This is a genomic window from Pseudomonas sp. 14P_8.1_Bac3 (genome assembly GCF_025466085.1).
Lineage (GTDB): Bacteria > Pseudomonadota > Gammaproteobacteria > Pseudomonadales > Pseudomonadaceae > Aquipseudomonas.
The window spans coordinates 1-14,196 of the sequence record NZ_JANLOD010000072.1 but is presented as its reverse complement, the minus strand read 5'-3'; the positions used below and the strand labels follow the sequence as shown (position 1 = coordinate 14,196).

The 14,196-nt window shown below is 61.5% G+C and carries 16 protein-coding genes and 1 pseudogene; 8 read left to right on the top strand and 9 right to left on the bottom strand.

Features of this window, described 5'->3' with window-relative positions:
• Positions 1–3: 3 nt before the first annotated feature.
• From NTD84_RS25375 to NTD84_RS25365, 3 genes are all read right to left on the bottom strand, one after another.
• The gene (locus NTD84_RS25375) at positions 4–996 is read right to left on the bottom strand and encodes a class I SAM-dependent methyltransferase (protein ID WP_262171334.1); all 993 of its coding nucleotides are present in this window, start codon (positions 994–996) and stop codon (positions 4–6) included.
• A 10-nt stretch (positions 997–1,006) separates the two neighbouring features.
• Entirely contained in the window at positions 1,007–2,392 is a 1,386-nt protein-coding gene (locus NTD84_RS25370) for an iron-containing redox enzyme family protein (protein ID WP_262171331.1), read from the bottom strand.
• Positions 2,393–2,647: 255 nt separating this feature from the next.
• Entirely contained in the window at positions 2,648–3,361 is a 714-nt protein-coding gene (locus NTD84_RS25365) for a tellurite resistance TerB family protein (RefSeq protein ID WP_262171329.1), read from the bottom strand.
• Positions 3,362–3,636: 275 nt separating this feature from the next.
• On the opposite strand from NTD84_RS25365, the gene pcsA reads away from it, so the two are divergent.
• The gene (gene pcsA / locus NTD84_RS25360) at positions 3,637–4,359 is read left to right on the top strand and encodes a phosphatidylcholine synthase (protein ID WP_262171328.1); all 723 of its coding nucleotides are present in this window, start codon (positions 3,637–3,639) and stop codon (positions 4,357–4,359) included.
• Between the two features lie 5 nt (positions 4,360–4,364).
• A pseudogene (locus NTD84_RS25355) lies at positions 4,365–4,751 on the top strand (DUF488 domain-containing protein).
• A 108-nt stretch (positions 4,752–4,859) separates the two neighbouring features.
• On the opposite strand, the gene NTD84_RS25350 reads toward NTD84_RS25355, so the two are convergent.
• The 3 genes from NTD84_RS25350 to NTD84_RS25340 all read right to left on the bottom strand — a co-directional run bounded on the left by NTD84_RS25350 (position 4,860) and on the right by NTD84_RS25340 (position 6,366).
• Positions 4,860–5,057: a hypothetical protein gene (locus NTD84_RS25350; protein ID WP_262171326.1), complete on the bottom strand. Its 198-nt coding sequence runs from the start codon at positions 5,055–5,057 to the stop codon at positions 4,860–4,862.
• A 187-nt stretch (positions 5,058–5,244) separates the two neighbouring features.
• Complete coding sequence (locus NTD84_RS25345) at positions 5,245–6,060, bottom strand: class I SAM-dependent methyltransferase (protein WP_262171323.1); 816 nt, start codon at positions 6,058–6,060, stop codon at positions 5,245–5,247.
• A 36-nt stretch (positions 6,061–6,096) separates the two neighbouring features.
• On the bottom strand, positions 6,097–6,366 hold the full coding sequence (locus NTD84_RS25340; protein ID WP_262171321.1) for a DUF4242 domain-containing protein: 270 nt from the start codon (positions 6,364–6,366) through the stop codon (positions 6,097–6,099).
• Between the two features lie 197 nt (positions 6,367–6,563).
• Between NTD84_RS25340 and NTD84_RS25335 the strand changes: the two genes are divergently transcribed.
• Complete coding sequence (locus NTD84_RS25335; protein ID WP_262171319.1) at positions 6,564–7,547, top strand: AraC family transcriptional regulator; 984 nt, start codon at positions 6,564–6,566, stop codon at positions 7,545–7,547.
• Between the two features lie 17 nt (positions 7,548–7,564).
• Here the strand turns inward: NTD84_RS25335 and NTD84_RS25330 are convergent, their stop codons facing one another.
• The 3 genes from NTD84_RS25330 to NTD84_RS25320 form a co-directional block, all read right to left on the bottom strand.
• The gene (locus tag NTD84_RS25330) at positions 7,565–8,782 is read right to left on the bottom strand and encodes a cytochrome c biogenesis protein DipZ (protein ID WP_262171317.1); all 1,218 of its coding nucleotides are present in this window, start codon (positions 8,780–8,782) and stop codon (positions 7,565–7,567) included.
• 138 nt (positions 8,783–8,920) lie between these two features.
• The gene (locus tag NTD84_RS25325) at positions 8,921–9,160 is read right to left on the bottom strand and encodes a hypothetical protein (RefSeq protein WP_262171314.1); all 240 of its coding nucleotides are present in this window, start codon (positions 9,158–9,160) and stop codon (positions 8,921–8,923) included.
• 48 nt (positions 9,161–9,208) lie between these two features.
• Complete coding sequence (locus NTD84_RS25320) at positions 9,209–9,469, bottom strand: DUF2790 domain-containing protein (protein ID WP_262171311.1); 261 nt, start codon at positions 9,467–9,469, stop codon at positions 9,209–9,211.
• A gap of 305 nt (positions 9,470–9,774) precedes the next feature.
• On the opposite strand from NTD84_RS25320, the gene NTD84_RS25315 reads away from it, so the two are divergent.
• From NTD84_RS25315 to NTD84_RS25295, 5 genes are all read left to right on the top strand, one after another.
• Positions 9,775–10,515 carry a response regulator gene (locus NTD84_RS25315; protein ID WP_262171309.1) on the top strand — a complete coding sequence of 247 codons (741 nt, stop codon included), beginning with the start codon at positions 9,775–9,777 and terminating at the stop codon, positions 10,513–10,515.
• Positions 10,512–11,819, top strand: coding sequence for an ATP-binding protein (locus NTD84_RS25310; protein ID WP_262171306.1), 1,308 nt, complete (start codon positions 10,512–10,514; stop codon positions 11,817–11,819). The genes NTD84_RS25315 and NTD84_RS25310 overlap by 4 nt, the downstream gene beginning before the upstream one ends.
• Positions 11,820–11,981: 162 nt before the next feature.
• The gene (locus NTD84_RS25305; protein WP_262171304.1) at positions 11,982–12,614 is read left to right on the top strand and encodes a CDP-alcohol phosphatidyltransferase family protein; all 633 of its coding nucleotides are present in this window, start codon (positions 11,982–11,984) and stop codon (positions 12,612–12,614) included.
• Entirely contained in the window at positions 12,601–13,200 is a 600-nt protein-coding gene (locus tag NTD84_RS25300; protein WP_262171302.1) for a lysophospholipid acyltransferase family protein, read from the top strand. The genes NTD84_RS25305 and NTD84_RS25300 overlap by 14 nt, the downstream gene beginning before the upstream one ends.
• Positions 13,197–14,144: a phosphatidate cytidylyltransferase gene (locus tag NTD84_RS25295; protein ID WP_262171300.1), complete on the top strand. Its 948-nt coding sequence runs from the start codon at positions 13,197–13,199 to the stop codon at positions 14,142–14,144. The genes NTD84_RS25300 and NTD84_RS25295 overlap by 4 nt, the downstream gene beginning before the upstream one ends.
• Positions 14,145–14,196 lie beyond the last annotated feature (52 nt).

Here is a 14,196-nt window from a genome sequence, read left to right as displayed (position 1 = left end):
ACCTTACTCACTTGCGGCTGATTCAACGCTCCCACCGATACTCGGGCCGATTCGCGTCACGATCAGCGCGACCACCGCAATCCGCTCCACCCGCTGATAGCCGGGCGTCAACAATTCTTCGCCAAACACGTCGGGGTCGATCTCGTGATAGGTCCAGGCGAATCGCGTGGAATCCAGGTACGGCGCCAGTGCGTCCAGAAACGGATCACAGCCGTCGATCATCGCCACGCCGGTGTACAACACCAGCGAACCGCCCGGCGCCAGGCGGTTCAGCGCCTGTTCGACGATCCGCACCGACAACTGCGCGCCGTGCGCCCCACCGCCATGGCGATAGGCTCGCTCCGTCGGGTCGGCCATGTAAGGCGGGTTGGCGACGATCAGGTCGAAACTGCCGTCGACATCCCGCAGGACATCGCTGGCCTCGACGCTGACGTTGGCCACTTCGGCGAGCGCGGCGTTGACCGCCGTCAGGCGCAGCGCCGCCGGATTGATATCGACCGCCAGGACCTCGGCTTCACGGCGAGCGCGGGCAATGACGATGGCGCCGACGCCAGCGCCGCACCCGATGTCCACGGCGCGGCGGATCGGCGCGAAACTTTGCTGCAGATGGCTGTGAATCAATTGCGCAAAACGGTAGGAGTCCGGACCGAAGAACACTGCATCGGCCGCATCGGTAGGGAATCCCGAATGCACGAACAGCAGGTCATCGAGGCTGGACCAGCGCACGCGGCTTTTCAGCCGACCGTTGCTCTCTTCAAGAACGCCGGCCTGCCCCAACTGCCGTTGTTCGTCCGCCGACAACAGGCCGGGCTCGAACGCCCGCGACCAACCGAACACTTCACGCAACGTCCGGGCACTCTGGCCGAACGCGCGATCATTGACCCGCTGATGGGTCAGTGGCGTCGGCGTGATAAAGCGGTAGCCATCCGCCTGCAACCGGCGCCCCAGTTGCAGCAAGGCCAGATCGGCAGCCCCCAATTGTTCTTCCTGATTCATGCCATGCTCCCTATCGAAGGCTGGATTTGAGTTCGATGAACCGCCGCGTCGCCATCAGGCCGGCCGGATGGGCATGACGATGCGCCGAGAGCCATGGAATCAACACCTGCATTTGATCGGCGGCCGGCAAGCCTTCCAGCGCCGTTTGCAGCACCTGGATGTCCGGATCGCTGGCGGGCAATGCCGGTTCGACCGGCGCGCTGCTGCCACGACGGGGCGCTAGGGTTGAACGCTCCGGCGTCCAGTCCCCCGCGATCCAGTCGTGCAGCAGTTGTTTTTCGTAAGGACTGAACACCCCGAACATCGCCGCGCCGTCGCCGTCGATCAGTTGCCAGAAACGGCTGTCCTGCGGATCCTGGTTGCGCTTGATCCAGCCCTTGTTTTCCATGGCGGTGAGGAAATCGGGCAGTTGTTCCGGCGACGAGAGCCATTGATTGACCGTCTTGCCTTCGAAACGGCAGTAGTCGGAATGCATGTGCTGGCCGAACGGACGTTTGCGTTCGAGCATGTTCAACACTTCGGCGTACAGGTCGAATGACTCGATGATCGCGCGGCTGCCCTGCCCCAGGTCGTTGAGTCGGTAACCCAGTGCCACCCGGCGCAGAAACGCCTCGCGATCGGCTTCGATCGGCAACAGCTGCAACACCGACTGCACGGCCTTTTGCGCATGCCCGGTGCTGGCGTTGTCGATGGTGACGTGCAGAGTGAAGTAATACGGGTCGATGCCCAATTCGCTAAGTTCGTAGGCGCTGATCAGCAGGTGCAAGGGCAACTGTTCGTAGCCGAGGTTGTAGCCGATCACCTCGGGCAGAAATTCGTCGGCGCATTCGCCCAGGGCCAGTTGAATCGCGCCTTGCAGGTAATGCTCGTCGGCGATCACACCAGGGTCCTGCAAACCGAGTTCGGCGAGGAGTTTGCGGTAGATCACCACGTGATTTTGCGCCGGGTTGCCCTCACCCAACTCTTCCAGATACGTGCAGATCAGCCCTTCGAAGCGCGGGTCGCGCCAGTGCTGCAGCAGCCCGTACAACCAGGCGCCGTCCACCAGTTTGGTCGGGCCAACGGCTTGCAGGAAAAACAACGCATGGGCTTTATTGCTGAAGAACTGGCGCGGCCCGCCAGCTTTGCGGGCGCTCAGGTATTCCGCGTATTGGCGAGCCACTTCGGCACTGTGCTCTTCGACGAAACTTTGCAGGGAGCAAAGCTGTTCCGGCATCTGTTCGGGCAGGCCCCTCGCCTGCTCCAATTGGGCATTCAGGAACGTTTTTCCGAGTACCCGGCGTTGCTCGGCATCGTCGTTCAGCAGCAGTTGTTCATAGCACTGCTTCAGGCTGCCGGCAGTCGGGATGGCGTGCTCGTGGGCAGGCCGGGATTCGAGTCGTGTCAGGGCAGTCATGGGCGCATCTCTCGGTCTGTGGCCAGTGGCAGGACGCTGAATCAACGCGTCTCTACATCAGCAGAGCGATTTGCCATGAAAAAAATTCAATCGGGGTTGAAATTGCCCTGACAGACGGGCTTCCAGCGCGGCTGGCAGTGAATACGCTGTTTTATCCGCAGGGCGTTCTTCGCCGAGGTGCAGGCGGTGCCGTTTTCGCCACCGTAATCACCGCCGCCCCTGTTGCCGGGATTGCGCCAGGACTGGATTCAAGGTTTAAGCCACGCCACCTTTCGCCTGCTGCTCCAGGTGCACCTGCAACTGCGGATCGATCTTCAATGCCGCCGCCAGTTCATCCAAGTAATTGCGCTCGGCATCCTGCTGGTCATCCACCAGCATCACGCTGGCCAGGTACATTTCCGCAGCCATCGCCGGGTCCGTCGCCGACCGCGCCACATCGGCAGCATCGAGCGGCCGGGCCACTTCATCATCCAGCCATTGCTGCAGTTCCGGGTCATCGGTATGACGCCCGATTTCCGTGCTGATCATCTGCTGTTCAGCCTCATCGATCCGTCCATCGGCCTTTGCTGCCGCAATCAACGCGCGCAACACGGCGTGGCTATGATTCTCGACCTCGGGGCCGGACAACAGATCCACGGTGCGCGGCGCCTGTTGCGGTGCCGACGCCTGGCTGCGTTGCCAGGCTTGATAGGCCTGAAAAGCCATCATGCCCAGGGACGCCAGCGCCGCATAATTGGTGCCGCCACCGGCCCGACGCTGGGTTGAGCCGCCGAGGGCCGAGCCGCCTCCCAGCAAGCCGCCGAGCAATCCGCCCAAGCCGCTGTTGGCCCCGGCACCGCCGCCCAAAAGGCCACCGAGCAAACCACCGAGACCGCCGCCGATGCCGCCTTGGGGGGCACCGCCACCCTGTTGTGTCATCGAGCCCTGGCCGGCCCGCAGGAGTTGTTCGAGCAAATCGCTGGTGTTCATGACGATGTCCTCATCAAAGGAAGCAATCCGTCAGGCAACGATAGTCCGCGCACGCCAATGTGCCACCACCGTTGGGCTGACACCGGCGGCCCTGTCCACCGTCCTTTAATAACGCAGATTAATCCCCGGTATTTTTTCGCGGCCCAGCTAAGATTTACAGACGGTGAACCTTATTCGCGGATTTCCGGTCGATACCTGCAACCCGACCCGGTTTGCCGCCGCCCTCGATTCACGAGGGTGATGACTGGCTTGCTTCACTTTCTGGAGAACGCCCCGTGATTTCAACTCTACACATCGCCAGGCTCAAAGCATGGGGCGCGCATGGTTTCACCGCCACTGGCGTGGTCACTGCCTTCCTCGCGACCCTCGCCCTGCTGGAGAACCAACCGACCAATTGCCTGCTGTGGCTGGGCGTCGCCCTGATCGTCGACGGGCTGGACGGCGCACTCGCGCGCAAGGTCAACGTGCAATCGGTGCTGCCGAGTTTCGACGGCTCGATCCTCGATCTGGTGATCGATTACCTGACGTATGTGTTTATTCCGGCGCTGTTCATCTATCGCTACATCCCGTTGCCGGACTACACCCTGCTGCTGACCGTGTCGCTGATTCTGGTCTCGTCGCTGTTCTGTTTCTGCAACGTCAACATGAAGAGCAAGGACAACTACTTCCAGGGCTTCCCCGCCGCGTGGAACGTGGTTGCGCTGTGCCTCTATATCATCGCGCCAGCGCCGTGGATCACCCTGCTCACCGTCATCGGCCTGGCGCTGCTGACCGTCACCCGGATGAAGTTCCTGCACCCGTTCCGCGTGCGCAAGTTCATGCCGATCAATATTGCCGTCACCGCCATCTGGCTGCTGTGCAGCTTGTCGCTGGTGATCAACCATCCGGTGATCAACCCGCTTGTCATGGGGCTTTGGCTGCTGATGTCGGCCTACTTCCTGGGAATCTGCATCTGGCGCACGGCGATGGAATGGTTTGACGGGTCGCGCCAGCGGTAAGCGTCATGCCGATCCATATCGTGCGACTGGGCTCACCTCGCCTGCCCGATGAAGGGTTGCGCCTGGGCACGGTCCGTCGTCCGCCCCGGGGTGTGCCCAAGGCTGAATTTGCCAGGCGTGATTTTTATGATGTGTAGCAACCGTTGCTGGCGCCCAGTGCAGAATTTGTGGCAGAGGCAAAGGCTGCAAGAGACGAAAAAGCCTGGGAGGCGTTTCGGCGCAAGTTCAAGAGTGAGATGAATCACCCCGCGCCCAGCCAGCTGCTTGATCTGCTGGCGGCCCTTTCCCACCAAACCTCCATGGCGATAGGTTGCTATTGCGAGAACGAAGCGCACTGCCACCGCGCGGTGTTGCGCGAACTGCTGGCCGTACGCGGCGCCAAAATCGCTTAAACGATACAGCCCCTACAGGGATTGGCGGTGTACACGAGGCTTGTGTCCGTCCCCGATCAAACTGTAGGAGCGAGCCTGCTCGCGATAGCGGTGGATCAGGCGAGTTCATCAAGGATGGGGATGCTCGCTCGACACCGAATTGGTTGCATCCACATCGGCCATATCTTCGTCGAGGGGCGCTTCATCGTCCGCAGGCAGCGGTACCTCAGGCGCAGTGCGTTTGGGGTCGTGGCCCGTTTCGTTGTCAGTGCCGCGCGTAACGCCTCCTTGAGATATGTTTCCTGGCGCATTCTCATCAATCTCCATGCTGACTCTCCACTTCAAGGCGCGGGATATCCGTGCATAAGGGTGTGAGGCGGCACGCCGCTGCAAGTGCCATGCAGTGGACGAATGGTGGTTGGCGGATAGATCCCGCGCGAAAGCGATGCATCAGCCAACCTGACACACCGCGTTCGCCAGCAGGCTCGTCCCACAATCGGTTTTAGCTGTTTATCTAACGCCGCGTAATCACCACCTCAAGGTATTCACTCGGCACCACCAGCGATTTCTCTCCCGCCCGGTTCGAGCGGTTGATCAGTTCCGTCAGGTCGGCTTCAAGGGCTTTGGCTGCGTCCGCTGGCAATGCTGCGAAGGCCTTGTGGACCGGGCCATACCAGGTGCGGAAGGTGTCGATGAAATGCGCCGCCGAGCGATAGCGAAAGTTGAAGGAGCGTCGCGTCACCTGGAGCAAAAAGTCCCGTTCATCGAAGTGCGTATGCAGCCACGCTTCGTTGCCCCAGTTCGATGGCGGTTGTGCCCCCGGAGGTGGCGGTGGCAGATGGCGGCCCAGGGTTTTGAACATCTGGCCGACAAAACCTTCGGGCGTCCAGTTGGCCAGGCCGATGCGCCCGCCAGGACGGCAAACCCGTGCCAGTTCGGCGGCGGCCTTGGGCTGATCCGGGGCAAACATCACGCCGAAGGTGGACAGCACCAAATCGAAACTGGCGTCCGCGAAAGGCAGGGCTTCGGCGTCGGCCACTTGAAAGGTTACCTCCAGGCGTTCAGCGCGGGCGCGGTCTTCGCCGCGCTCAAGCAATGCGGCCACGTAATCAGTGGACGTGACATGCCCGCCCCGCCGCGCGGCGGCCAGCGTCGCATTGCCATTGCCGGCGGCGACGTCCAGCACGCGCTCGTCGCACAGCACGTCGCAGGCCTCGGCCAGCTGTTCACCGACAAGCTGCAGGGTGGTGCCGATCATGGCGTAATCGCCACTGGCCCAAGCGGCCAGCTGACGGTTTTTCAGGGCAGTAAGATCAATGGGTTTACTCATTAAATCCGCTCCGTGATGGGTTGTAACGCCCCCGGCTTATTCTGCCGTGGTGGGGTCGATGACGGTCATGACCTGGGAAATGCGGTTGGCCGGGAAACCGCTCTGCCTGGCGTGTTCCCTGATCAACTCTTCAGTGGGCGAGATGTACACGCAGTAGAGCTTGTCACCGGTGACATAGCTCTGCTGCCACTGCACCTCCGGCAAATCGCGCAAGGCCCTGCAGGACTTTTGCGCAGCGGCCTTCAAATCCCTTTCTGACAGTGTCCCAGCGCCCGGAATCTCGCGTTCTATGACGAACTTCGGCATGGCAACCTCTCATTTTTGTTATTGGGTACTTGCTATTGGGTGACAGGGTCGGCAGACCCTGTGCGCCCACTATCGCGCTGCGGGCCGGGGGCGTCCTGCCCGATCGTCGGTCAGGCTTGCCCGATCGTCCGGAGGTTTTGCGTTGTGCCGCGACAGGCTCACAATCAACAACACTTCGCCAACAGGGGAACACCCTCATGGACGCCCTGTCCCAGACCCTGCGCGTCGTCCGCCTGGTCGGCGCGATTTTCATCAATGCCCGGTTCACCGCGCCCTGGTGTTACCAGTCGCCGAGCGCCGACACGGCAGCCCCGTTCCTGGAGCCCGGCGCGGAACGGGTGGTGATCTTTCACTTGATCACCGAAGGCGAGTGTCACGTCGAGCTAGGTGATGATCCGCCGCTGCTCCTGACCGCCGGCGATGTGGTGGTGTTTCCTCAGGGCGACGCCCACCGCATGGGCTCTGCGCCCGGTCTGCAACCCGCTACCGGCGCGAGGCTGAACGCGGTGCTGGCACGCCGTCCGCGTCAACTGAGCTACGGCGGTGGCGGCGCGGTGACCCGCCTGGTGTGCGGCTACCTGGCGTGCGACACACGCCTGGCCGGCATGTTGCTGACCGGATTGCCGGCCGTGGTGCGAGTCAATGTGCGCGGCTCGAATGCCGGTATCTGGCTGGAATCGTCGGTGCGTTATGCGCTGGCCGAAGCCCGCTCGCCCAGGCCCGGCGGCGAAGGCGTCCTGGCCAAGCTCGCCGAGGTGTTGTTCATTGAAGTGCTGCGCCTGTACATGCACGAACAGGGCGAAGGCCGAACCGGTTGGCTCGCGGGGGTGAGTGACCGGATCGTCGGCGCCGCCCTCAACGCACTGCACAAAACCCCCTGCCACAGTTGGACCCTGGATGAACTGGCGCGCACCGCCGGCACCTCACGCTCGGTACTGGCAGAACGTTTCCAACAACTGGTGGGCATTTCGCCAATGCAGTACCTGACCCAATGGCGAATGCTGCTGGCCGCCAACCTGTTACGCAGCAGTAACAGCTCACTTCTGCGCATCGCCGAAGAAGTCGGCTACCAGACCGATACCGCGTTCAGCCGGGCGTTTCGTCGTGAGTTCGGTGCACCGCCCGCAGCCTGGCGGCGCGGCCAGGAGAAAAAACAATGGCTCTCGGTGCGAGACCTGTGAGCCATTGATGTGCTGGTTCAAGCCGCGGGAGCGCTGGCCTTGGCCTCTTCCAGCAACTGTTGAATCATCTGCTCCTGGGTGTCGTAGCGACCTTCACCGAAATGGGTGTAACGCACCTGGCCCTTGGCGTCGATCAGGTAGTGAGCGGGCCAGTACTGATTGTCGAAGTTGCGCCAGATCGCGTAGTTGTTGTCGATGGCCACCGGGTAGGTGATACCGAGTTTCTTCACTTGATCCTTGACGTTGCTGATAATCCGTTCGAAACCGTATTCCGGGGTATGGACGCCGATCACCACCAGGCCATCCTTCTCGTACTTCTTCGCCCAATCCTTCACGTACGGCAGGGTGTGCTGGCAGTTGATGCAGTCGAAGGTCCAGAAATCCACCAAAACCACTTTGCCTTTAAGCGATTCGCTGCTCAGCGCTGGCGAGTTAAGCCATTCGACCGCGCCGGACAGCGATGGCATGGCGCCTTTGGCGTTGTCCATCATGGTGCCGGCCTTGACTGTGCTGACCAGGTAATCCACCACTTTCGGTACGCTTTCCAGCACGCCTCTCTCGAGGGCGCTGACGCCTTCGGACGACGTGCCGGCCAGCAGGGTCTTGTCGGTGCCGGTGGAAATCACCGCCGCCGCAGCCAATACGGCAAACCCGGCGCCACGACGCAAACAGCCGGTGACCGGAATCGACGCTTTCAGGCGATTGACCAGGCCGCGACCGGCGAAGATCAGCGTGCCCAGGGACAAGGCGCTGCCCAGGCCATACGCCACCAGCAACAGACTGGTTTGCGCGTTGGCGCCTTGCAGCATCGCACCGGTGAGGATCACCCCAAGGATCGGCCCTGCGCAGGGCGCCCACAGCAGGCCGGTGGCGACGCCGATCATCACCGAACCCAGCGGGCCGGACATCTTGCGGGTCTGCGGATCAAGGCGGTTGCCCAGCAGTACCAACGGGCGTGCCAACCAGCCGCCGATCCGCGCGGAAATCAGCGACAGGGCGAACAGCGCCATCACGATGAGGGCCACGTAGCGACCGGTATTATTGGCTTGCACCACCCACTCGCTGCTGACCACGGCCAGGCTGGAGATCAGGGCGAACGTCAGGACCATGCCGCCGAGGGTGAGCAGGATCGATGAGCGCGTGCGGTCGACGCCGGCGAACAGGAACGGCACGACCGGCAGGATACAGGGGCTGAGGACGGTCAATATGCCGCCCAGGAAAGCGATGAGGAACATGGGATCACCTAATACGTTACGAGGCGGCAATGCGCCCTTGTGGGAACCGGCTCGCTGGCGATAGCGATTTGACAGTCACCTTGATATTGAACGTGCTGCCGTCATCGCCAGGCCGGCTCCTACAGGGAACTGCGGGTTTCAGGCGGTCTGGTTATCCAGCCACTGGCCCTGTGGCGTGCGGCTGCCACCGTTCTCGGCCAGCAGTTGCCCCTGCGGCGTACGGCTGGCGCCGTCCTGTGCCTGCAAATCGTTCACCGGAGTCAGCTGGAAGCAGGCGCTGCTGCCGCAGGCGCTGTGTTCAACGGCGGGGTTGGCGTGGGCGGCGGCACCGGCAAAGGCGAAGGCACTGGCTGTCAAAAAGCGGGCTACGTTGTTCATGGTGTTCTTCCTGTTTCAAATGGGAGTGGCGATCGGTGAATGACGGACTCAGTTGTCGGAGTTGCAGTCAGCAAATTTGCGGTAGTCCAGGACCTGGGTTTTGTTCTGTGAGTCCAGGTAGGTCAGCTGGGCATCGACAATCCCGCAGGTCGTCGTGGCGTCCTGGGTCAACGACAGCACTTTCTTGATGTCCAGGTGCGTGCCGTAGGAGTAGGTTTTAGCGCTGACATCCGCTTCGGCACGGGCCGACAACGTGCAGATGTTCAGGGCGGCAAACAGGCAAGCGGCGTAGATGGCTTTGGTGTTCATGCTGATTTCCTCAAGGCTTCAATGGGTAGGTCGTTCGATTGAGCCGAGGCGGTTGGGTTGGCCTCGATGGACCTATTAGAAGCCTGCGAGGTATCTCGTCTGTGTCGAAAACCGGCGCGTGTAAATCGGTACGTATCAAACCGGCCTTGCGATACACAGCGATACAAAAACCCTGAATTCCGGGGTTTTTGCGTCCATGTGTATCCACCGACACAGCAGATACACTGCAATACAAAGCGCGCAGGGCGAGCGCGCAAAGGCTCGATAGACTGTGCGTCATCCCCCCTTTTACAGAGGCTTGCCCCATGGAACATGTCGATCACATTCTCATCGTCGACGACGACCGCGAGATTCGAGAGCTGGTAGGCAATTACCTGAAGAAGAACGGTCTGCGCACGACGGTGGTCGCGGACGGTCGGCAGATGCGCGCTTTTCTCGAGACCACGCCAGTGGACCTGATCGTGCTCGACATCATGATGCCGGGCGACGATGGCCTGCTGCTGTGCCGCGAGATACGCGCCGGCAAACACAAGGCCACGCCGGTGCTGATGCTCACCGCGCGCAACGACGAAACCGACCGCATCATCGGCCTGGAAATGGGTGCCGACGATTACCTGGTCAAGCCGTTCGCCGCCCGTGAATTGCTGGCGCGGATCAACGCAGTGCTGCGCCGCACGCGAATGTTGCCGCCCAACCTGGTGGTCACCGAAAGCGGGCGTCTGCTGGGCTTCGGTCGCTGGCGCCTGGACACCTCGGCCCGCCACCTGCTCGATGACGACGGCACCATGGTGGCGCTCAGCGGCGCGGAATACCGACTACTGCGGGTGTTCCTCGATCATCCGCAACGGGTGCTCAACCGCGACCAGTTGCTGAACCTCACCCAGGGCCGCGATGCCGATCTGTTCGACCGCTCCATCGACCTGCTGGTCAGCCGCTTGCGTCAGCGTTTGCTTGACGACGCGCGGGAACCGGCCTACATCAAGACCGTGCGCAGCGAAGGCTATGTGTTTTCCCTGCCCGTGGAAGTCCTCGGTGCTCCCTCATGAAACGCTCGTTGCATTGGCCCCGTACCCTCGCCTCGCGGCTGTCGCTGATCTTCCTGGTCGGCCTGATATTGGCGCAGGCGCTGTCTTTCGGCGCGCAGTACTACGAGCGCTACGAAACCGCGAAGACCACCATGCTGGGCAACCTGGAGACCGACGTCTCGACCTCCATTGCGATCCTCGACCGTTTGCCGGCCGAAGAGCGCGCGGGCTGGCTGCAGCAACTGGAACGCCGCAACTATCGCTACTTGCTGGATGAAGGTTCGCCGGGTACCGCCATGCGCGATTCACCGATTGCGGTGACCTCGATCAAGGATGCCATCGGCATGGATTACCCGATGACCGTGACCGACATTCCCGGTCCGATCAAACACTTCCAGGTCCACCTGAAACTCGCCGATGGCAGCCCGGTGACGATCGACGTACGCCCGTCGATGGTGCCACTGTCGCCGTGGCTGCCCATCGTCCTGCTAGGCCAATTGGTGCTGATGATTCTCTGCACCTGGCTGGCCGTGAGGATAGCCATTCGCCCCCTCACCCGCCTTGCGGAGGCCGTGGAAACCCTGGACCCCAATACGCATCCGGTGCTGCTGGACGAAAATGGTCCGACCGAAGTCGCCCATGCCGCCAAGGCCTTCAACGCCATGCAGGCGCGCATTGCGGCCTATCTGAAAGAGCGTATGCAACTGCTGGCGGCGATTTCCCACGACCTGCAAACCCCCATCACGCGCATGAAACTGCGCGCCGAGTTCATGGACGACTCCAGCGAAAAAGACAAATTGTGGAACGACTTGGGCGAGATGGAGCACTTGGTGCGCGAAGGCGTCGCCTACGCCCGCAGCGTGCATGGCGCCACCGAAGAAAGCCGCCGCACCAATCTGGATTCGTTCCTCGACAGCCTGGTGTTCGACTATCAGGACATGGGCAAGGACGTGCAGCTCAGCGGCAAAAGCGACTCGGTCATCGACACCCGTCCCCACGCATTGCGGCGGGTATTGGTGAACCTGACGGACAACGCGCTCAAGTTCGCCGGCGCGGCGCAGTTGCAGGTGGACTCGACGTCTGACGGCGGGCTGTCGGTGAAGGTGATGGACCGCGGTCCCGGGATTGCCGCAGAAGAACTGGCCCATGTGATGGAGCCGTTCTACCGCGTGGAGAATTCGCGTAACCGCAGCACCGGCGGCACCGGCCTGGGCCTGGCGATTGCCCAGCAACTGGCGCTGGCGATCGGGGGATCGTTGACGCTGAGTAATCGCGAAGGCGGCGGCCTCTGCGCTGAATTGAAATTACCTGCCAAACCCTTGTAGGTGCGAGCTGCTAGCGATGGGCGTTAACGATAACGCGTGCCGCCTGGATGACCGCGTTTTCTGAACGTTTTTCGCGAGCAAGCTCGCTCCTACGGTAGCGAGTCTCTATATTGCTGACAGGAGCAACCCGAGCCTCCTCATCATTGATATGGACATTAGCAAATGGATGAAAACAGAAGACCCATCAAGACGCGCTCCTCAGGATGGGCCAAGCGCATCACCGGGTTCCTGGTGAAGCGCGACCTCTCCCCCAATCAGATCTCCGTGGCGAGCATCGTTTTTGCGCTGCTCGGCATCGTCGCACTCAACATTGATACCGGCATCACCGGCTCGATCCTCTGCGCAATCGGCATTCAATTGCGCCTGCTGTGCAACCTGTTCGACGGCATGGTCGCCATCGAAGGCGGCAAGAAATCGGATATCGGCAGCCTCTACAACGAATTCCCTGACCGAATCGCCGACAGTCTGCTGATCGTCGGACTCGGCTACGCCATCGGCTATCCCGACCTCGGCTGGTTTGCCGCACTGGCCGCGGCGCTGACCGCCTATGTCCGGGTATTCGGCGGGTCCATCGGGCTCAAGCAGAGCTTCATCGGCCCGATGGCCAAACAGCACCGCATGGCGGTGATGACCGCGGCGCTGCTGCTGAACGCCGTCGAAGCGAGCATCTATGGCACTCACTACGTGCTGTTGATCGCACTGGTCATCATCGCCCTCGGCTCTGTCGCCACCTGCGTCACGCGAACCCTGGGCATTTCCAGGCAGTTGAAAGGGGCCGTCCATGTGGATCAGTAATGCGTTGATTTCCGTGCTGCGCTTTCTCATTGGCGTCACGGCGCGGTGGGAGGGCCCGCCGGACCTGTCGCGCCAGCGCATCTATTTCGCCAATCACACCAGCCACATGGACACCCTGGCGATCATCGCCGCCCTGCCCCCTGAGGCACGTGTCAATGTGAAACCGGTGGCCGCCGCGGATTACTGGGGCAAGAACCGATTTCTGTCGTACATCTCGCAGAAAGGCTTGAACGCCGTGCTGATCGAGCGCAACCCGGCGCCCGGCGTCAACGTGCTGGAGCCGATTTTCGACGTCGTGCGCGCCGGTCATTCGATCATCATTTTTCCCGAAGGCACTCGTTCGAGCCAGGCACTGCCCGCGGAATTCAAGTCAGGTCTGTACCGGTTGAGCGAGGCCTTCCCCGAGGTCGACCTGGTGCCGATCTACCTGGAAAACCTTCACCGCTCCATGCCCAAAGGCAAACACGTGCCGCTGCCGATCATCTGCACGATCCGCATCGGCAACCCGCTGGAGCGCGTGGCTGGCGAGGAAAAACACGTGTTTCTCGAACGCGCCCGTGACGCCATTGTGAGGCTGTCGAAATGAGTCTTGAAGCCAAGTTCCTGTGGTTCTTTTGTGCAATCGCCTGCCTGCTGGCAGTGGCGTCGATCATTGGCCGAGTCCTCGCGCGGCGCGCCAAAACCGAAAGCTCGATCTCGACCATCGAAAACCTCAACCAGCGAGTGAATGCCTGGTGGGGGATGGTGATCATCTTCTTCGTGTCGTACCAGTTGGGCGGCAATGCGACGGTGGTGCTGTTTGGCTTCATTTCGCTGTTCGCGCTCAGGGAATTCATCACCCTGACGCCGACCACCCTGGGCGATCACAACGCGTTGTTTTCGGCGTTTTTCATCCTGATCCCGCTGCAATACGTATTGATCGGCACCCACTGGTATTCGATGTTCACCCTGCTGATTCCGGTCTACGCCTTTCTGTTGCTTCCGGCGATTGCGGTATTGAGCCAGGACACCGAAGCCTTCCTGGAGCGGACCGCGAAGATCCAGTGGGGCGTGATGATCTGCATCTATTGCATCAGCCACGCACCGGCATTGTTGCTGCTGGATCTGGAAGGTTTTCAGGGCCAGAACGCGCTGTTGCTGTTTTATCTGGTGTTCGTCGTGCAGTTGAGTGATGTGTTGCAGTACGTGTTCGGCAAACTCTTCGGCAAGCACAAGGTGGCGCCGCTGGTGAGTCCGTCGAAAACCGTGGAAGGCCTGGTGGGCGGCGGTTTGTCGGCGACGTTGATCGGTGGCTGCATGTTCTGGATGACGCCTTTCAGTTTCTGGCAGTCGCTGATGATGTCGTTCGTGATCGTGGTGATGGGGTTCCTCGGGGGGCTGGTCATGTCGGCGATCAAACGCAGCCTCAGCGCCAAGGACTGGGGCACCATGATCAAGGGCCACGGCGGCATGCTCGACCGGATGGACTCGATCTGCTTCGCGGCGCCGATCTTCTTTCACCTGACGCGGTATTTTTTCTCCGCCACGTAAAGAACAGTCACAACCCTACTGTGGGAGCGGGGGGGGGGGGGGCGGGGGGGGG

Coding starts and splice junctions, on each gene's coding strand:
- NTD84_RS25340 (WP_262171321.1), bottom strand. CDS start 6,366: ATGCCGAAGTTCGTCATAGAACGCGAGATTCCGGGCGCTGGGACACTG.
- NTD84_RS25325 (WP_262171314.1), bottom strand. CDS start 9,160: ATGAACAACGTAGCCCGCTTTTTGACAGCCAGTGCCTTCGCCTTTGCC.
- NTD84_RS25330 (WP_262171317.1), bottom strand. CDS start 8,782: ATGTTCCTCATCGCTTTCCTGGGCGGCATATTGACCGTCCTCAGCCCC.
- NTD84_RS25350 (WP_262171326.1), bottom strand. CDS start 5,057: ATGGAGATTGATGAGAATGCGCCAGGAAACATATCTCAAGGAGGCGTT.
- NTD84_RS25310 (WP_262171306.1), top strand. CDS start 10,512: ATGAAACGCTCGTTGCATTGGCCCCGTACCCTCGCCTCGCGGCTGTCG.
- NTD84_RS25295 (WP_262171300.1), top strand. CDS start 13,197: ATGAGTCTTGAAGCCAAGTTCCTGTGGTTCTTTTGTGCAATCGCCTGC.
- NTD84_RS25345 (WP_262171323.1), bottom strand. CDS start 6,060: ATGAGTAAACCCATTGATCTTACTGCCCTGAAAAACCGTCAGCTGGCC.
- NTD84_RS25375 (WP_262171334.1), bottom strand. CDS start 996: ATGAATCAGGAAGAACAATTGGGGGCTGCCGATCTGGCCTTGCTGCAA.
- NTD84_RS25315 (WP_262171309.1), top strand. CDS start 9,775: ATGGAACATGTCGATCACATTCTCATCGTCGACGACGACCGCGAGATT.
- NTD84_RS25300 (WP_262171302.1), top strand. CDS start 12,601: ATGTGGATCAGTAATGCGTTGATTTCCGTGCTGCGCTTTCTCATTGGC.
- NTD84_RS25335 (WP_262171319.1), top strand. CDS start 6,564: ATGGACGCCCTGTCCCAGACCCTGCGCGTCGTCCGCCTGGTCGGCGCG.
- NTD84_RS25370 (WP_262171331.1), bottom strand. CDS start 2,392: ATGACTGCCCTGACACGACTCGAATCCCGGCCTGCCCACGAGCACGCC.
- NTD84_RS25320 (WP_262171311.1), bottom strand. CDS start 9,469: ATGAACACCAAAGCCATCTACGCCGCTTGCCTGTTTGCCGCCCTGAAC.
- NTD84_RS25365 (WP_262171329.1), bottom strand. CDS start 3,361: ATGAACACCAGCGATTTGCTCGAACAACTCCTGCGGGCCGGCCAGGGC.
- NTD84_RS25305 (WP_262171304.1), top strand. CDS start 11,982: ATGGATGAAAACAGAAGACCCATCAAGACGCGCTCCTCAGGATGGGCC.